The organism is Actinomadura sp. 1N219 (assembly GCF_044326405.1).
Taxonomy (GTDB): Bacteria; Actinomycetota; Actinomycetes; order Streptosporangiales; family Streptosporangiaceae; genus Spirillospora.
The window spans coordinates 462,689-479,124 of sequence record NZ_JBIRAY010000002.1 but is presented as its reverse complement, the minus strand read 5'-3'; the positions used below and the strand labels follow the sequence as shown (position 1 = coordinate 479,124).

The following is a 16,436-nucleotide window of genomic DNA, read 5'->3' as shown; positions in this document are numbered from 1 at the left end:
GCAGGTGTCCACCGACATCCCGGGCGACGACGTCGCCAAGGGCCCCGACCTCACCAAGAGCGGCGGCGGCAAAGCCATGACCCTCGCGGACTCGGACTTCGCGACCGACCGCCGCGAGCACGACATGAGGTCCGCGCTGCTGGACTACTGGCACCGGATCAAGGCGGGCGAGCTCGGCGCCCTGCCCGCCGTCCTCGGCCTGATCTCGCTGGTCGCGCTGTTCACCGCGCTGAAGCCCGACACGTTCCTCAGCAAGGGGAACATGGCGAACCTGTCCGTGCAGGCGCTGCCCATCACGATCCTCGCGATGGGCCTCGTCTTCGTGCTGCTCCTCGGCGAGATCGACCTCGCCGCCGGCGTCGCCAGCGGGCTGTGCGCGGCCGTCCTCGCCAAGCTCATCACCGACGCCGGGCAGCCCTGGTACTCCGCCGTGCTGACCGGTGTGGCGATCGGCATCGTCATCGGCACGGCCATCGGCTGGCTCGTGTCCGTGCTGCGCATACCGTCGTTCGTCGTCACGCTCGCGTTCTTCCTCGGGCTGCAGGGCGTCACGCTGCGGCTGATCGGCGAGGGCGGGACGGTGCCCGTCCGCGACGACGTCATCGTCGCGCTGTCGAACAAGAACATGCCGATCTGGCTCGGCTGGTCGCTCGCCGGCCTGTGCGTCGCCGGCTACACGGCCACGCAGCTCCTGCGGTGGCGGCGGCAGCACGTCCGGCGCCTGCACGCCAAGCCGATCGAGTTCGTCGTCGCGCAGTGCGCCGTCGTCGCGGCGGCCCTGCTGATCAGCACCTACGTGCTCAGCCTCGACCGCGCCCCCAGCCCCCTGATCATGCTCGGCGGCATCCCGTGGGGCGTGCCGCTGGTCGGCGCGCTGCTGATCGTCTGCACGTTCGTCCTCGGCCGCACCGCCTACGGGCGGCACATCTACGCGGTCGGCGGCAACTCCGAGGCCGCCCGCCGGGCCGGCATCAACGTCACCCGCATCCGGATCTCCGTCTTCATGATCGCGTCCGGGCTGGCGGCGGTCAGCGGCATCGTCGCCGCGTCCCGGCTCAACTCCGTCGCCACCAGCGCCGGCGGCGGGAACACGCTGCTGTACGCGGTCGGCGCCGCCGTCATCGGCGGGACGAGCCTGTTCGGCGGACGCGGCAAGGCGCGCGACGCCGTCCTCGGCGGGCTCGTCATCGCGCTCATCGACAACGGGCTCGGGCTGCTCGGCACCAGCGCCTACCTCAGCTACCTGATCACCGGGCTGGTGCTGCTGCTGGCCGCGAGCATCGACGCGCTGGCCAGGCGCCGGCGGTCGAGCACGGGGAGATGACCCGTGCACCCGGCCGCGAACGGGCGGGAGCCGCCGGCCCGCCCCATCGGCTCCCCGGCAGCGCCCGCCGCCCCGGGCCGTCCGGACGACGGTTCCGGGCCGTGGAACGCTGCTGATACGCTCACGGACCACGACCGCCTGGCGCGCGGCGGCGGTGCGGCACGGTGGGAGCCCCTCGGCATGTCAGTGACGCCAGCACTGGATCTGCGCGGCATCGACAAGAGCTTCGGTTCCGTCAAGGTCCTGCACGATGTCGAGTTCACGGCGTATCCGGGCGAGGTCACCGCGCTCGTCGGCGACAACGGCGCGGGGAAGACGACCCTGGTCAAGTGCATCGGCGGCATCCACCCGTTCGACGCGGGCGAGTTCCGCTTCGAGGGCCGTCCGGTGCGGGTCTCCAGCCCCCGCGACGCCACCCGGCTCGGCATCGAGATCGTCCACCAGGACCTCGCGCTCTGCGAGAACCTCGACATCGTCGAGAACCTCTTCCTCGGCCGGGAGCAGCGCCGCGGCCTCGCGCTCGACGAGGACACGATGGAGGAGATGGCCCGCCGAACGCTCTCCGGCCTGTCCGTCCGGACGATGGGCTCCGTCCGGCGGCGGATCTCCACACTCTCCGGCGGGCAGCGGCAGACCGTCGCGATCGCCCGCGCCGTCCTGTGGGACAGCAAGGTCGTCGTGCTGGACGAGCCCGCCGCCGCGCTCGGCGTCGCGCAGACCCAGCAGGTGCTGGAGATCGTCCGGCGGCTCGCCGACCGGGGCCTCGCCGTCGTGCTGATCTCGCACAACATGAACGACGTCTTCGCGGTCTCCGACCGGATCGCCGCCCTGTACCTCGGCCGGATGGTCGCCCAGGTCAGCACCGCCGACGTCACGCACCGGCAGGTCGTCGAGCTGATCACCGCGGGGACCAGCGGCGAGCTGGGGCTGCGCCGATCGGAACTGGGCCGATGATGAAGGGCGGCCCGTCACAGGAGGACATCCGGCGGCACAACCTCGGGACGCTGCTGCGCTTCGTCCACCTGCGCGGGCCCGCGTCCCGGGCGACGCTCGCCGAGTCCCTCGGCCTGAACCGCAGCACGATCATGGCGCTGACGGCCGACCTCACCGCCGCCGGGCTCGTCCGCGAGGAACTGCCGCGCGGCCCCGGACGGCGCGCCGGACGGCCGTCCCTGGTCGTCCGGCCCGAGTCCACCCGCGTCTACGTGCTCGCGTTCGAGGTCGGCGTCGACCGGCTCGTCGTCGCGCGGGTCGGGCTCGGCGGCGTCGTCCTGGACCGCCGCGAGGGCGTCCGGGCCCGCGACTCCGACCCCGCCGACCTGATCGGCGTGCTGGTCGCGGGGGCCCGCTCGCTCGTCCGCAAGGCCGAGCGGGACGCCGTCTGCGTCGGCGCCGCCGTCGGGTTCCCCGGGACGGTCCGCCGCTCCGACGACACCATCATGTTCGGCCCCAACCTCGACGTCGGCGACCTGCGGCTCGGCGACCTGCTGTCGCGCCGGCTCGGCCTCGGCATCCCCGTCTCCGTCTGCAACGACGCCAACCTCGGCGCGCTCGCCGAACACGAGCGCGGCGCGGGCGTCAACTCCGACAACCTGATCTACCTGCACGGCGACGTCGGCGTCGGCGGCGGCATCATCGCGCACGGCCGCCTGCTCGCCGGCGACGAGGGCTACGGCGGCGAGATCGGCCACATGATCGTCAACCCCGGCGGACGCCCCTGCGCCTGCGGCTCGAAGGGCTGCCTGGAGGCGGAGGTGGGGGAGCGGACCCTGCTCGCCCACGCGGGCCGCGAGGAGATCCCGGGCCAGCCGGGGCGCGACGCCGTCCGCGACATCGTCGCGTCCGCCGACGCCGGCGACATCGTCGCGCGCGAGGCGCTGCAGCGCGTCGGCACCTGGCTCGGCTTCGGCGTCGCCAACCTCGTCAACATCTTCAACCCCGGCCTCATCGTCTTCGGCGGGACGCTCCGCGACATCTACCTGGGCGCCGCCGCCCAGATCCGCAGCGTCCTCGCCACCGGCGCCCTGGCCGCCCCCCGCGAAAAGGTGAAACTCCGCACCGCCGCCCTCGGCGACGACACCACCCTCGTAGGCGCCGCCGAATTCGCCTTCGCCGAAGTCCTGGCCGACCCCCTCCAGGTCCTGGCCCGCCTCAAAGCCCCCGAAGACAGCCCTGTCTGACCAGACCGGTCAGGGGAGGGTCGTGTAGGTGCTCTTGTAGAAGATCAGGGGTGGGTCTTCGCTGTGGGCGGCCAGGGCGTGGACGTGGGCTACGACGATCGTGTGGTCGCCGGCGGGGTGCTCCTGGGTCACCGAGCATTCGATCCAGGCGAGGGCGCCGTCGATGATCGGGGCGCCGCCGGGGGACTTCGTCCAGTCGATGCCGCTGAACTTGTCGCCGCCGCTGAGCGCCAGCCGCTCGGCGACGGGGAGCTGCGGCTCGCCGAGGATGTTGACGCACAGGCGGCCGGCGGCCCGCAGGCGCGGCCAGGTGGTGCTGGTGTGCGCGACGCAGAACGCCACGAGGGGCGGGTCGAGTGAGACGGACGTGAACGAGTTCGCGGCCAGGCCGGTGGGACGTCCCGAACCGGGCTCGACGGCGGCGACGGCCACCACGCCGGTCGCGAATCGGCTCAGCACCGAGCGGAAGGCCCGTCCTTCGACGTCGAGCACCGGTGTCGCGGACGGGCCGTTGGGCGATCCGTACATGGGAGTCCGTTTCGTGGCATCGGGTCGGTCGATGACCACTAAAGCCCCATTTTCGGGACGTTGATTCCCGGAGAGTGTGATCTCCGTCGAAGGTCCCAGGCAGGGGTCGGTCGCTGGGCTGATGAAGGGGCGGGTCAGGGGCGGCGGGCGTCGGCCTGGGCGTTCAGGTGGACGGCCGCGTACGGCGCGACGTAGGCGTCGGCCGCCAGACCGTCCAGGAGAAAGCGTCCGGAACCGGCCAAAAGAGTCTTGGCGCGGGCCGGCAGGCGCAGGCCCTCGTGGAGGGTGATCCACGCGATCCAGCCGACCGCGACGACGGCCCAGTAGGACACGAGCCGGTAGAGGCCGACGGCAGCGGCGGCGGGCGACAGGGCCGCGCCCAGGGCGACCAGCGAGGCGGCCATGCTGCCCTCGATCGCGCCGAGACCGCCGGGCAGCAGCGGGAAGAGGCTGCCCGCCGCCTGTGCCGCGAAGTAGGCGAGGGCGACGCCGTCCAGGGCGGCGTCGATGCCGACCGCGTGCGCCGCCGACAGCAGCGCCAGGATGTCGAACACCCAGTTCAGCAGGGAGAGCGCGATCAGCGCGGCCCAGTCGCGGCGGGTCGGGCGCAGGCTGTGCGGGACGTCCGCCAGCCGCTCCACATGGGGTGCGATCTTGGGGTGGGCGATCGCGGCGCGGTAGGCGCGCCGGATCGGGGCGGTCACGAGGGCGCGCGTCCGCTGCCAGAGCAGGGCCGGGATGAGCAGTGCCGTGAGTATGGCCAGGACGGCCACTGCGGGGCCGCGGGCGTGCGGTGCGGCCAGCAGCGCGAGCAGGCCGATCAGCGAGTAGGCGGTCGTCGTGATCACGCCGCCGGCCACGATCACGGCCGTGGCGAGCTGCGCCGACGCCCCGCCGCGGCGGAACTGCCGGAACGTGTAGACGACGCTCACCGCCGGACCGGCCGGCAGCGTGGTGGACAGCGCGTTCCCCGCGTAGGTGATCGCGAACGCGCGGCGCAGCGACATCCGCAGGCCGCCGATGCGCAGCAGCCGGCGCTGGAGCCGCGCGAACGCGCCCATCGAGCCCGCCACCGCCAGCACGACCATGGCGAGCCAGCCCAGGTCGGCGCGCGTCGCGGCCGTCCAGACGGCGCCGAGGTCGGGCAGTTCGTCGCGGTAGAGCGGGAGGGTCGCGAGCGCGGCGAGGACCAGCCCCCACTGGACGATCACGCCCGCCCGCCGCATGTCCCCGTTACCTCGCAGATCAGCCCATTTTTAAGGAGCCTAAGCCCGAACCCTGACATTCCCCGTGGTACGCCCGCGAATCGCTGGGCAACCCTTGTCTCGCCCGTCACGGCGCGGTCGGCGTATTGGTCAGGAACCTCGCGCGTCGCTCTGACAGATGATCAATGAGTGCCTAGGATCACCGGTCTGTCCCATTTCTGCCCGTCTCCCGGAAAGGTCACCATGTACACCCCCCGAACGACGACGATGCTCGGCCTCGGGGGCGGCGCCGTGCTCGCCATCGCCGCCGCCGTGGCGCTGCCGTCCGGGACCCCGCGGACGGTGGCGATCTCGCCCGCCGCAGTGCCCGCCGAGGTGGCGGCCGCCGCCGGAGACACCGCGCCGCTCCCCGGAGTCTCGTTCACGATGAAGTCCGAGCCCGTGTCGGCGGAAGCCCTCCGCCAGCTCGACGCGATGGCCGCGAATCCCGACCGCGGCATGACGCGCCAGCCGAACCTCGCCGCCGCGGCGGCCGGCGCCGGCAACGGGCTGAGCTGGAAGAGCGAATGCGGCTCCAACGACGCCGTCACCGCCGTCGACGCCAAGGTGACGCTCGGCGCGTGGTGCTTCGACAACGGCGACAAGAGCTCCCAGTACTGGATCCCGCAGGGCGTCGCCATCAGCCGCACCGAGCAGCTCGACGGCGTCGTCCTCAGCTGGTACCACCGGCACAAGGAGGGCGACGACTGGGTGACGGACGGGTCGCGCATCACCGTGGGCACCCGGCCGCGCGTCCAGGCCAAGGGCGCCTACCAGCCCGTCACGCTGGTGATCCCCACCGCCACCGCAGACGGGAAGCTCGCGTTCAAGGACGTCTCGCCCGCCGCGCCGCCGACCGGATCGGTCACCACCAAGGGCGTCGCGGAAGCCAAGCAGCACCAGGGCGGAACCGCCTTGGCGGGCGACTTCCTCTACACGGCCAGCACGTCCGGGCTGCGGGTGTACGACATCCGCCGCACATACCGGGTGGCCACCGGCCAGAACATCCTCGGCGTGGGCGACGACGGCAAGTTCTACGCCCACAACGAGAAGTACGCGCTGTTCCAGACGGCCGCTTTCAGCCCCGAGAACGCCGGCTCCTGCCCCGCCTGGGACAAGGCGCCGGACGCCCAGAACCAGGACCTTTGCTTCAGCACGGTCTCCTACGACCCGACCACCTCGCCGAAGAGCCTCCTCACCGCCGAGTTCAAGACCGCGGGCGGGGTGACGTCCGCGCGGCCCATGCGCGTGGTGCGGTGGCCCCTCAACGCGGACGGGTCGCTCAAGACCGACGCGTCCGGACGGGTGAAGTCATCGGTCGTGTACGGCACGAACCTCACCAAGGTGCAGGGCGTCTCCGGCTACCACAGCGGGACGGGCGACACGATCTACTACAACACGTCCAACGGCGCCTCGCCCGGCTCCATCTACAGCGACCGCGACGGGGACGGCAATTCGCCGTTCCACCAGGTCGGGCCGATCGGCGGGGAGTCCCTCGCCTTCGACCCCTACTCGGGAGGCGACCGCGTCTGGGGCGTCACCGAGCGTCCCGGCCAGCGGATGCTGTACTGGATCTACCGCAAGGAGATGCAGAAGCCGGGCATGCCGTAACCGCTCCGCTCCGCGCGGCCCCGCTCCGTTCCGCGCCCCGCAGCAGCGTGCTCAAGGTCTCCGGGTGGGGTTGACGGCGTCGGACTCGGCGGGCGTGTCCGGACGGGGCCGCTCGTCGTCGTCCTCCCCGGCCGTCTGCCGCTCGTACTCGGTGATGCCCAGCCCATCCCTGCTCTGCCGGGGCTCCTCGATCTCGAACTCCTCGGGCGGATCGGTGACGTACTCCTCCGTCAGGCTGATCTGCTCGTCCTGGGTGTTGTCGCCCATGTCGTCGACGTCGTCGCGGAAGTCCCTGGCCTCACCGGGCTCGCGCGCCCTCATGGCTCCTCCAGTTCGCGTCGGTTTCCGCTGATCGGACCGGTATCCCCGCTGACGGCCGCCCTACTCCCGCTCCCGCCTGGTTACGATCCGGAGCATGGGCGTACAAGCTGTGATCTTCGACTGGGGCGGCACGCTGACCCCCTGGCACGACATCGAACTGGCCGACCTGTGGCGCGCGATCTGCACCGCCCACCTCCCCCCGGACGACGTCGAGAAGGCCGCGGCGGCGCTCGCCGACGCGGAGCTGGCGCTCGGCCGCCGCTGCGACGAGGAGCAGCGCAGCGCCACCCTCCCCGAGGTCTTCGAGATCGCCGGCGTCGAGCCCACCGAGGCGCTCCTCGCCACCCACTTCGAGACCTGGACGCCGCACACCCACACCGACCCCGCCGTCCCCGGCCTGTTCACCGCGCTCCGCGAGCGCGGGATCAGCGTCGGCGTCCTGTCCAACACCATCTGGTCGCGCGAGCTGCACGAGCGGATCTTCGCCCGCGACGACGTCCTGCACCTGCTCGACGGCGCCGTCTACTCCAGCGAGATCCCCTGGACGAAACCGCACGCCAAGGCGTTCCGCGCCGCCATGGACGCCGTCGGCGCCACCGATCCCGCGTCCTGCGTCTACGTCGGCGACCGCCCGTACGACGACATCCACGGCGCCAAGTCCGCCGGGCTGCGCGCCGTCCAGATCCGGCACCAGACCACGCACGCCTTCGAGCGTCCCGGCCTCACGCCGCCCGACGCCCTCATCCACGCCCTGGACGAGCTGCTCCCGCACATCGAACGCTGGCACGCTCCATGACCGTGAGGCCGGTCATGGGCTTGCGGGCGGTGCTGATCAGGGCTTGCGGGCGGTGATGAGGTCGCGCGTGATGGCCTGGTCGACGCGGTGGCGGAAGCCGCGGTAGGCGTCGGAGTCCTGGACGTCCAGCCCGTTGGACGCGAGGACGTCCGCGAGTTCCTCACGGCGCCCCACGAACGTGTTCCACGAGATGCCGATGGCGCCGCCGGAGCGCAGGAGCCGGGCCCATTCGGGAACGGCGGCCGTGAGGAGCTCGACCGGGCTGCGCGACAGCTGCGGCTTGCCCGTCCGCCCCCGCTGCCCCTGCCCGCCCTTGGGACGGCTCCCGTGCTGCACCCCGTACGGCGCGTCCGTCACGATCAGGTCGAACGACCCGGGCCGGAAGAACTTCCCGGCATCGAGGGAGTCGGCGTTCACGACGGTGATCTCCATCGTCTCGCCGCTCTTGTAGCGCTCCTTGGACGCCCCCAGCGTCACGTGCAGGCGGCGTCCGAGGACGGCCTTCTCGCGGCGGATGTTGGCGATCTCGGCCTGGTGCTTGACCCGGTTGTTCTTCAGCCAGGTCTTGATGAAGGCCGCGTAGGCGTCGAAGTCCTTGCCGTCGATGTCGATCCCGGCGGCGTCCAGGCCGTACATCATGGCCTGGTTGAGGGTCGTGCCGCGCCCGCACATGGGGTCGAGGACGCGTGGACGCCCGGTGACCAGGTCCATGGGGGAGTCGCTCGCCATCGCGGTGACGTTCAGCAGCAGCTTGGTGAAGTACTCGTTCGTCTTGCCCGAGTACTTCTGGATGGTGAGGAGGTCGCTGCCGAACAGGTCGAGCGGCTGGAGCGTGACGGGACGGAGAAGCTCGTCCTCGATCTGGAAGAGCGCGTACAGCGACGACAGGTTCGACAGGAGGCGGACGTCCTGGTCCGTCAGCTCGTCGGCGGAGAACGTCACGTACGGGACGCCGCCGATCATGGTCTCCTGGACGTCGCGGACGCGTCCGCCCAGTGCCCGCTCGCTGAACACCGTCAGCTCCGCCTTCACCAGCCCGGCGGCGGCCTGGGCATAAACCCGGTTGTGCGAGGGGGAGACGAGGAGGCCGTACGCGGTCATTCGCCCGACCTTACAGCCTGTTCCCGCACAGCGGAGACCGCCGGGAACAGGCGTTCCCGGCGGTCTCCGACGGCCCTTGCGGGGGCCGTTCCTCCCGGGTCAGGCGGCTCGGGCCGGACGTTCTCCAGGCTGGTCGGGATCGGCGGAGCCGGACGCGGCGGGAAGGGCCCGCTGCGCCACTGGACCCTCCACGGCCGGAAGGTCCGGCAGGTGCCGCGCGGCGGCGTTCAGCAGCTCGTGGACGCGGCTCTGCAAACTTGCGAGGTCGGCCCGCGCCACGTCGGCCTGGGCCTGGGCCCTGCGCGCCTGGCGCCGGGCGGCGTCGCGCTCGGTGGCGAGCTGCGTCAGCTGTTCGTGGTAGGCGGCCCGGAGTTCATCGAGGGCGCTCCCCTGCGGAATCGTGGTCATGCCGATCTGGACTCCTCCCCCGAGTCATCCCCATGTAAAGGGATGAACGCGATGAATCGGGCACTTCGTTCCCAGCGTGCGGAAGATCACTCACCCGATTCGGAGCGCGGGGAAAGCGCCGTGGACGGCAGCCCGGGGAACGCGTCCCGCGGCGCCGGCGCGCCCGCCTTGCCGCGCCAGGCCGCCGCCCGCGCCGCGGCCCGCTGCGCGCCGTCGGCGGCGAAGGCCCGCAGGTCGGGGGAGGGGACGCCGACGAGACCGACGTAGGCGGGGACCAGCTCGTCCTCCAGGGCCGCCGCGAGCTGAGCGGCGCTGCGCGCCGAGGTGACCTCGACCGGCAGCTCGTAGACGGCCGCCGCGGCGACCGGCGTGCCGGACAGAAGCGAGATCAGCGTGTCGCGCTGGGCCCGGTGGGCGTTCCAGACGGCCTTCGCGGTCTGCCGGAGCGGCCCCTGCAGCCGGGCGCCGAGCACCCCGTACCCGTACACCGCCGCGTGCTCGGCGGCCAGCGCCGTCTGGACGGCCTCGGCCCCGGACTTCGACCGGACCCGCGGGGCCTGCCCCTTCACCCTCATCGCATGGCCCGCCTCGCACGCGCCGATGCTCGCCAGCAGCTGGGCCAGCCCCGGAGCCGCCTTGGCGGCCTCGGCCCCGCGCTCCTCGGCGGCGCGCTCCTCCGCCTCCCGCAACACCACGAAGACCCCGCCGCCCCGGGGCACAGGGGAGGCGCTGGGGGCCGGAATCGCGCCGCCCTCGTCGGCCCGGTCGCCCGACCCCGGCACGTAATGGCGCTTCAGGACGGCGAGATGCTCCCGGTGCCGGGCCAGGACGGGCTCCAGCCGTCCGGCCAGCGACGTGTTCGCCGACCGCGCCGCCTCATAGGTGGCGATCAGGTTCTGCTCGGACGCGATCGCGCCGACCAGCGTCGGCACGTCCGCGCGCGGCGCCGCGGCCTCCGCCGCGCAGCCCGCCAGCCACGGCAGGACGAGCGCGCCCCCGCCCAGCGCCGCCCCCCGCCCCAGCAGCACCCGCCGCGACACCGATCCCGGCGGACGCGACACGAATTCCGGCAGGCGCGACACGGATTCCGACTGGCGCGACATGGATTCGGGCGGGCGCGACACGGCCTCTGGCAAGGGAGTCTCCTCACCCGGTGGAGTGGTGGCGGCGGCCCTCTGCGGCCTGGGTCCCGGGACTCGTCCATCGGGCCTGCTCAAGCATTCCATATCCGCCGCGCCGGTGAGCCGATCGAAAAACCGCTGCGGTCCCCGGCTGTCGATAGTCTTGAGGTGTCAAGGTACGAGCGGCGACGTCCGCGATCGCAGGCGGCACGGTCCGCACGCGGCACGACAGATCGCAGGCGGCACAACAGGAGGAGGGTCCCATGAGCGTCGAGTCCCGCGGCGGCCGCGCTCAAGGGGGGCGCAACCAGGGCGGGCGCGACGGCGCCCCGATGCGCGAGGGCCGCCCGGCGCGCGCCGACGCCGCCGAGCTGACCGAGTTGCTCGCGCCCGCGGTGGGCGAGGCCGGCTTCGACCTGGAGGAGGTCGACGTGCGGCCCGCCGGACGGCGCCGCCTCGTGCGGGTCGTCGTGGACGGCGACCACGGCGTCGGCCTCGACGACATCGCCGCGATCAGCGAGATGGCCTCCGAGCTGCTCGACGCCGCCGATGTCATGGGGACCTCGCCGTACGTGCTGGAGGTGACCTCCCCGGGCGTCGACCGCCCCCTCACCGAGCCGCGGCACTGGCGCCGTGCCGTCGGCCGGCTGGTCGTCGCCCCGCTGACCGAGGGAGGCCAGATCGAGGGCCGCGTGGTCGCGGCCGACGACGAGGCCGTGGAGATCGACGTCGTCCAGCGGCGCCGGAACAAGGGAGCCGGGGCCAAGGGCGGCAAGTCCGCCGAGCCGAAGGGCGCCGTGCCGAAGGGCGCCGGGCCGAAGGGCGCCGGGCCGGGAAAGGCCGGGCCGGGCAGGGCCGCCGCGACGGAGACCGTCCGGCGCCGGTTCGGCCTGGGCGAGCTGGGGCGCGGCCGAGTGCAGGTGGAGTTCAAACACCCTGCGGGCACGGCCGAGGGAACGCGTTCTCCGGCTGAGCCGGACTAGAGGGGGGAACCTCGTGGACATCGACATGACCGCCCTGCGCGGCCTGGAGAGCGAGAAGGACATCTCGCTCGACGTGGCCGTCAAGGCCATCGAAGACGCGCTGCTGATCGCCTACCACCGGACGGAGGGCGCGGCCCCCAAGGCCCGCGTCGAACTGGACCGCCAGAGCGGCCACGTCACCGTGTGGGCGACCGAGACCGATGAGGAAGGCGAGCCCGTCGGAGAGTACGACGACACCCCGACCGGGTTCGGGCGCATCGCGGCCACCACCGCCAAGCAGGTCATCCTGCAGCGCCTCCGCGACGCCGAGGACGAGCTGACGTTCGGCGAGTACGCCGGACGCGAGGGCGACATCGTCAGCGGCATCATCCAGCAGGGCAAGGACCCGCGGAACGTGCTGGTCGACCTCGGCAAGATCGAGGCCGTCCTGCCGCCGCAGGAGCAGGTGCCCGGCGAGCAGTACGAGCACGGCGAGCGGCTGCGCGCCTACGTCGTGCAGGTCCGCAAGGGCCATCGCGGCCCGTCCATCCAGCTGTCCCGGACGCACCCGAACCTCGTGCGCAAGCTGTTCGCGCTGGAGGTCCCGGAGATCGCGGACGGCACCGTGGAGATCGCGGCGATCGCCCGCGAGGCCGGCCACCGCACCAAGATCGCGGTGCGCTCCCGGAAGGCGGGCGTGAACGCCAAGGGCGCCTGCATCGGCCCGCTCGGCAGCCGCGTCCGCAACGTGATGGCCGAGCTGCACGGCGAGAAGATCGACATCGTGGACTGGTCGGAGGATCCGGCGGAGTTCGTCGGGAATGCGCTGTCGCCCGCGCGGGTTTCCCATGTGGAGGTGGTCGACGCCGACGCCCGGGTCGCCCGGGTGATCGTGCCCGACTACCAGCTGTCCCTCGCGATCGGCAAGGAGGGCCAGAACGCCCGGCTGGCAGCCCGGCTCACCGGCTGGCGGATCGACATCAGGTCCGACACCGAGCCCGAGCAGACGCCCGCGCCGGAGCGGTCGGCCACGTCCGGGGAAACGGCCACCAAGGCCGCCGAGCCCGGCGAATCTGGATCTTCTACGCCAGGAGCGCATGCGACCGGTCCCGCCGACGCGTCGGCGCGGTAGACTCATGACACATGGCCGATCGGCCCCTGTCCGCACGTGTGTGGGCTGTCGGGTTCGTTCGGTCAAGTCCGACTTGCTGCGCCTGGTGGTGGTCGAGGGCGTCATCGTCCCCGATCCGCGTGGGCGGCTGCCGGGACGGGGTGCGCATCTGCACCCCGATCCGGGATGTCTCGAGCTCGCAGAGCGACGTCGGGCGTTCCCGAGGGCGTTTCGCCTTCCGGGGCCGCTCGACACCGGTGCGCTGCAGGCCCGGCTTGCGGCACGCGCCGCGCAGCAGCAGGATGGCTAATGGCCGAAGGTAGCTCAATGGCCGAAGGTAAGCGACGTCTAGTCGGAAGCAGGTCGAGATTGCTATGAGCGCTCGATGAGCACGCCGCTATGAGTACGGCAAGTTAGCGACGGTCCGGAGGCCGCACCCCCGGACCGAGTAGGGAGTGCAGTGGCCAAGGTCCGGGTGTACGAACTCGCCAAAGAGTTCGGTGTAGAGAGCAAGGTCGTCATGGCCAAGCTCAAGGAAATGGGCGAGTTCGTAAGGTCGGCGTCCTCCACGATCGAGGCGCCGGTCGAACGCAGGCTGAAAGAAGCCTTCTCCAATTCGTCGTCCTCCCAGCAGGGGGACAAGCGGGGCGCCCCGAAGCGTCCTTCGGGTCCGCGTCCGGGCGCGCCGCGTCCGGGACCGTCCGGCGGCCCCTCCGATTCTCAGAGCACGCGGCAGCAGGCCCCTAGGCCCGCCGGGCCGCGCCCGCCCGCGCCCCCCAAGCCGGCCCCGAGCGCCCCAGGCGCTCCGGCCGCCCCGGGCGGCGGTCAGGGTGGTCAAGGCGGCCAGGGCGGCCAGGGCGGTCCCGGCGGCGGCGCGAAGCCGGCCCCGCCGCGTCCGGCGGTCCCGCCCGTGCCGAGCACGCCGGTGGACGCGCCCGCGGCGCAGGCGCCGAGCGCGCCGCCCGCGTCCGGTTCCGGCGGTCCCGGTGGTTCCGGCACCCGCGCGCCGGGCGGCCCGAAGCCGGGTCCCCGCGCGCCCAAGCCGGGCCCGCGTCCCGCCCCCCGCTCCGAAGGCGGCGGCCGCGGTGGCGGACGTCCGCGTCCGGGCAACAACCCGTTCAGCTCGAACGCCAGCGGCATGGGCCAGGCGCCCAAGCCGGGCCCGCGTCCGGGTCCGCGCCAGAGCGGTGACCGCCCAGGCGGCGGCGGCGCTCCGGGCGGGCAGCGTCCCGGTCCGAGGCCGGGTGGAGCCGCCGGTCCCGGCGGCCCGCGGCCGAGTCCGGGGGGCGGCAACATGCCGCCTCGTCCGGGCGGCCCGCGGCCGAGCCCGATGAACATGCCGTCCTCGCGGCCTTCCGGCGGCGGTGGCGGCGGCGCCCCAGGGCGCGGCGGCCCCGGCGGCGGCCGTGGTCCCGGCGGCGGTGGCCGCGGTCCGGGCGGCGGTGGCCGCGGTCCCGGCGGCGGTGGCCGTCCCGGTGGCGGCGGCGGCTTCGGCGGTGCCCGCACGGGCGCCGGAGGCGGCGGCGGTGGACGTCCCGGCTTCGGCGGTCCCCGTCCGGGCGGCGGCGGCCGCGGTCGCGGCGGCACGCAGGGCGCGTTCGGCCGTCCCGGCGGACGCCCCGCACGCGGACGCAAGTCGAAGCGGGCGCGCCGTCAGGAATTCGAGAACATGCAGGCGCCCGCCGCCGGCGGCGTCTCGGCTCCGCGCGGCAACGGCAAGACCGTCCGGTTGCCGCAGGGCGCGACCCTGACCGACTTCGCCGAGAAGATCGGCGCCAACCCGGCGTCGCTCGTCGCGATCATGATGCATCTCGGCAAGATGGTCACCGCGACCCAGTCCGTCGACCCCGACGACCTGATGGCGCTCGGGCTCGAGCTGGACTTCGACGTCCAGGTCGTCAGCCCCGAGGACGAGGACCGCGCGCTGCTCGAGTCGTTCGACATCGAGTACGGCGAGGACGAGGGCGGCGAGGAGAACCTCCAGTCCCGTCCGCCGGTGGTCACCGTCATGGGTCACGTCGACCACGGCAAGACCAAGCTGCTGGACGCCGTCCGCAGCGCCAACGTGCAGGCGGGCGAGGCCGGCGGCATCACCCAGCACATCGGCGCCTACCAGGTCGAGACCGAGGTCGACGGCGAAGAGCGCAAGATCACCTTTATCGACACCCCGGGCCACGAGGCGTTCACCGCCATGCGGGCCCGCGGCGCCGACACCACCGACCTGGTGGTGCTGGTGGTCGCCGCGGACGACGGCGTCAAGCCGCAGACCACCGAGGCGATCGACCACGCCACCGCGGCCGGGGTCCCGATCGTCGTCGCGGTCAACAAGATCGACGTCGAGGGCGCGGACCCGAACAAGGTGCGCGCGCAGCTCACCGAGTACGGCCTGGTCGCCGAGGAGTTCGGTGGCTCCACCCAGTTCGTCGACGTGTCCGCCAAGCAGCGGCTCAACATCGACGGGCTGCTGGAGGCGATCGTCCTGACCGCCGACGCCGAGCTCGACCTGAAGGCCAACCCCGACATGCCCGCCCAGGGCTCGGCCATCGAGGCCCACCTGGACAAGGGCCGGGGCGCCGTGGCGACCGTGCTGGTGCAGCGCGGCACCCTCCAGGTCGGCGACTCGATCGTCTGCGGCGTGGCGCACGGCCGCGTCCGGGCGATGCTCGACGAGAACTTCGAGCCCGTCCAGGAGGCGGGGCCGTCCCGTCCGGTGCAGGTGCTCGGCCTCGCGGCCGTGCCCGGCGCGGGGGACAACTTCCTCGTCGTCGAGGACGACCGGGTCGCGCGGCAGATCGCCGACCGGCGCGTCGCGCGCAAGCGCAACGCCGAACTGCTCAAGAGCCGCAAGAGCAGCTCCCTCGAAGAGCTGTTCAAGGACCTGGAGCGGGGCGAGCGGCAGGAGCTGCTGCTCATCCTCAAGGGCGACGTGTCCGGTTCCGTCGAGGCGCTGGAGGACTCCCTCCTCAAGATCGACGTGGGCGAGGAGGTCAACCTGCGGATCATCCGCCGCGGCGTCGGCGCGATCACCCAGGACGACGTCAACCTGTCGCTGGCGTCCGAGGGCGCGGTCATCATCGGCTTCAACGTCCGGCCGGAGCGCAACGCGCAGGATCTGGCCGACCGCGAGGGCGTCGACATCCGGTACTACTCGATCATCTACCAGGCGATCGAGGAGATCGAGGCGGCCCTCAAGGGCATGCTCAAGCCGGAGTTCGAGGAGGCCCAGCTCGGCACCGCGGAGATCCGCGAGATCTTCAAGGTGCCGCGGATCGGCAGCGTCGCCGGCTCGATGGTCACCTCGGGGGTCATCCAGCGCAACGCCAAGGCGCGCCTTGTCCGCGACGGCGTCGTCGTCTCCGACAACCTCACGGTGTCGTCGCTGCGCCGCTTCAAGGACGACGCCACCGAGGTCCGCGAGGGCTTCGAGTGCGGTATCGGCGTGGGCTACAACGACATCAAGCTCGGAGATGTCATCGAGTGCTTCGAGATGCGGGAGAAGCCCCGCGACTGAGGCCGTACTCATGCAATTCCGGCCCAGGATGCTCGCCTGGCGGCTCGCATCCTGACCTGAATTGTGCGAGCGCGACATCGCTTCGCGATCTGGCCGTGGGAGGCTCGCTTTCGGCATCGCCTCCCACGGCCAGGTAACGCGCTCGCGCGACGGTTGAGGCCGTGCGACTGACGGCCTTGGTGATCCAGGGTGATCGGGACACGCTGAGATGTCCGCCG

The 16,436-nt window shown here is 72.6% G+C and carries 15 protein-coding genes; 9 read left to right on the top strand and 6 right to left on the bottom strand.

The features are described 5' to 3' along the window. Positions 1 to 4: 4 nt before the first annotated feature. The 3 genes from ACH35V_RS10955 (at position 5) to ACH35V_RS10945 (ending at position 3,504) form a co-directional block, all read left to right on the top strand. Positions 5 to 1,324, top strand: coding sequence for a sugar ABC transporter permease (locus tag ACH35V_RS10955; RefSeq protein WP_395971742.1), 1,320 nt, complete (start codon positions 5 to 7; stop codon positions 1,322 to 1,324). Between the two features lie 180 nt (positions 1,325 to 1,504). After that, positions 1,505 to 2,278: an ATP-binding cassette domain-containing protein gene (locus ACH35V_RS10950; protein ID WP_395971741.1), complete on the top strand. Its 774-nt coding sequence runs from the start codon at positions 1,505 to 1,507 to the stop codon at positions 2,276 to 2,278. Next, on the top strand, positions 2,278 to 3,504 hold the full coding sequence (locus tag ACH35V_RS10945; RefSeq protein WP_395972044.1) for an ROK family protein: 1,227 nt from the start codon (positions 2,278 to 2,280) through the stop codon (positions 3,502 to 3,504). Before ACH35V_RS10950 ends, ACH35V_RS10945 begins: the two co-directional genes overlap by 1 nt. 9 nt (positions 3,505 to 3,513) lie before the next feature. Here ACH35V_RS10945 and ACH35V_RS10940 read toward each other — a convergent pair whose 3' ends face one another. Both ACH35V_RS10940 and ACH35V_RS10935 read right to left on the bottom strand, forming a co-directional pair. Further along, positions 3,514 to 4,032 carry a flavin reductase family protein gene (locus tag ACH35V_RS10940; RefSeq protein WP_395971740.1) on the bottom strand — a complete coding sequence of 173 codons (519 nt, stop codon included), beginning with the start codon at positions 4,030 to 4,032 and terminating at the stop codon, positions 3,514 to 3,516. 134 nt (positions 4,033 to 4,166) lie between these two features. After that, the gene (locus ACH35V_RS10935; RefSeq protein ID WP_395971739.1) at positions 4,167 to 5,258 is read right to left on the bottom strand and encodes a YbhN family protein; all 1,092 of its coding nucleotides are present in this window, start codon (positions 5,256 to 5,258) and stop codon (positions 4,167 to 4,169) included. Between the two features lie 222 nt (positions 5,259 to 5,480). Here ACH35V_RS10935 and ACH35V_RS10930 point away from each other — a divergent pair, with 222 nt between their 5' ends. Then, positions 5,481 to 6,887, top strand: a complete 1,407-nt coding sequence (locus ACH35V_RS10930) for a hypothetical protein (protein ID WP_395971738.1) — start codon at positions 5,481 to 5,483, stop codon at positions 6,885 to 6,887. A gap of 51 nt (positions 6,888 to 6,938) precedes the next feature. Here ACH35V_RS10930 and ACH35V_RS10925 read toward each other — a convergent pair whose 3' ends face one another. Beyond that, entirely contained in the window at positions 6,939 to 7,208 is a 270-nt protein-coding gene (locus ACH35V_RS10925) for a hypothetical protein (RefSeq protein ID WP_395971737.1), read from the bottom strand. Between the two features lie 94 nt (positions 7,209 to 7,302). On the opposite strand from ACH35V_RS10925, the gene ACH35V_RS10920 reads away from it, so the two are divergent. Then, the gene (locus ACH35V_RS10920; protein WP_395971735.1) at positions 7,303 to 8,004 is read left to right on the top strand and encodes an HAD family hydrolase; all 702 of its coding nucleotides are present in this window, start codon (positions 7,303 to 7,305) and stop codon (positions 8,002 to 8,004) included. A 36-nt stretch (positions 8,005 to 8,040) separates the two neighbouring features. On the opposite strand, the gene ACH35V_RS10915 is transcribed toward ACH35V_RS10920, so the two are convergent. From ACH35V_RS10915 to ACH35V_RS10905, 3 genes are all read right to left on the bottom strand, one after another. Further along, positions 8,041 to 9,105, bottom strand: coding sequence for a TRM11 family SAM-dependent methyltransferase (locus ACH35V_RS10915; protein WP_395971733.1), 1,065 nt, complete (start codon positions 9,103 to 9,105; stop codon positions 8,041 to 8,043). A gap of 99 nt (positions 9,106 to 9,204) precedes the next feature. Beyond that, on the bottom strand, positions 9,205 to 9,513 hold the full coding sequence (locus ACH35V_RS10910; RefSeq protein ID WP_395971731.1) for a hypothetical protein: 309 nt from the start codon (positions 9,511 to 9,513) through the stop codon (positions 9,205 to 9,207). 86 nt (positions 9,514 to 9,599) lie between these two features. Beyond that, positions 9,600 to 10,649, bottom strand: a complete 1,050-nt coding sequence (locus ACH35V_RS10905; protein WP_395971730.1) for a ferritin-like domain-containing protein — start codon at positions 10,647 to 10,649, stop codon at positions 9,600 to 9,602. 317 nt (positions 10,650 to 10,966) lie between these two features. Here ACH35V_RS10905 and rimP point away from each other — a divergent pair, with 317 nt between their 5' ends. The 4 genes from rimP to infB all read left to right on the top strand — a co-directional run bounded on the left by rimP (position 10,967) and on the right by infB (position 16,218). Then, a complete protein-coding gene (rimP, locus tag ACH35V_RS10900; protein ID WP_395972043.1) occupies positions 10,967 to 11,617 on the top strand; it encodes a ribosome maturation factor RimP in 651 nt (216 codons plus the stop codon). Between the two features lie 25 nt (positions 11,618 to 11,642). After that, a complete protein-coding gene (nusA, locus tag ACH35V_RS10895) occupies positions 11,643 to 12,728 on the top strand; it encodes a transcription termination factor NusA (RefSeq protein WP_395972042.1) in 1,086 nt (361 codons plus the stop codon). Further along, the gene (locus ACH35V_RS10890; protein ID WP_395971729.1) at positions 12,694 to 13,017 is read left to right on the top strand and encodes a YlxR family protein; all 324 of its coding nucleotides are present in this window, start codon (positions 12,694 to 12,696) and stop codon (positions 13,015 to 13,017) included. Before nusA ends, ACH35V_RS10890 begins: the two co-directional genes overlap by 35 nt. A 150-nt stretch (positions 13,018 to 13,167) precedes the next feature. Continuing rightward, positions 13,168 to 16,218, top strand: coding sequence for a translation initiation factor IF-2 (infB, locus tag ACH35V_RS10885; protein ID WP_395971728.1), 3,051 nt, complete (start codon positions 13,168 to 13,170; stop codon positions 16,216 to 16,218). Positions 16,219 to 16,436 lie beyond the last annotated feature (218 nt).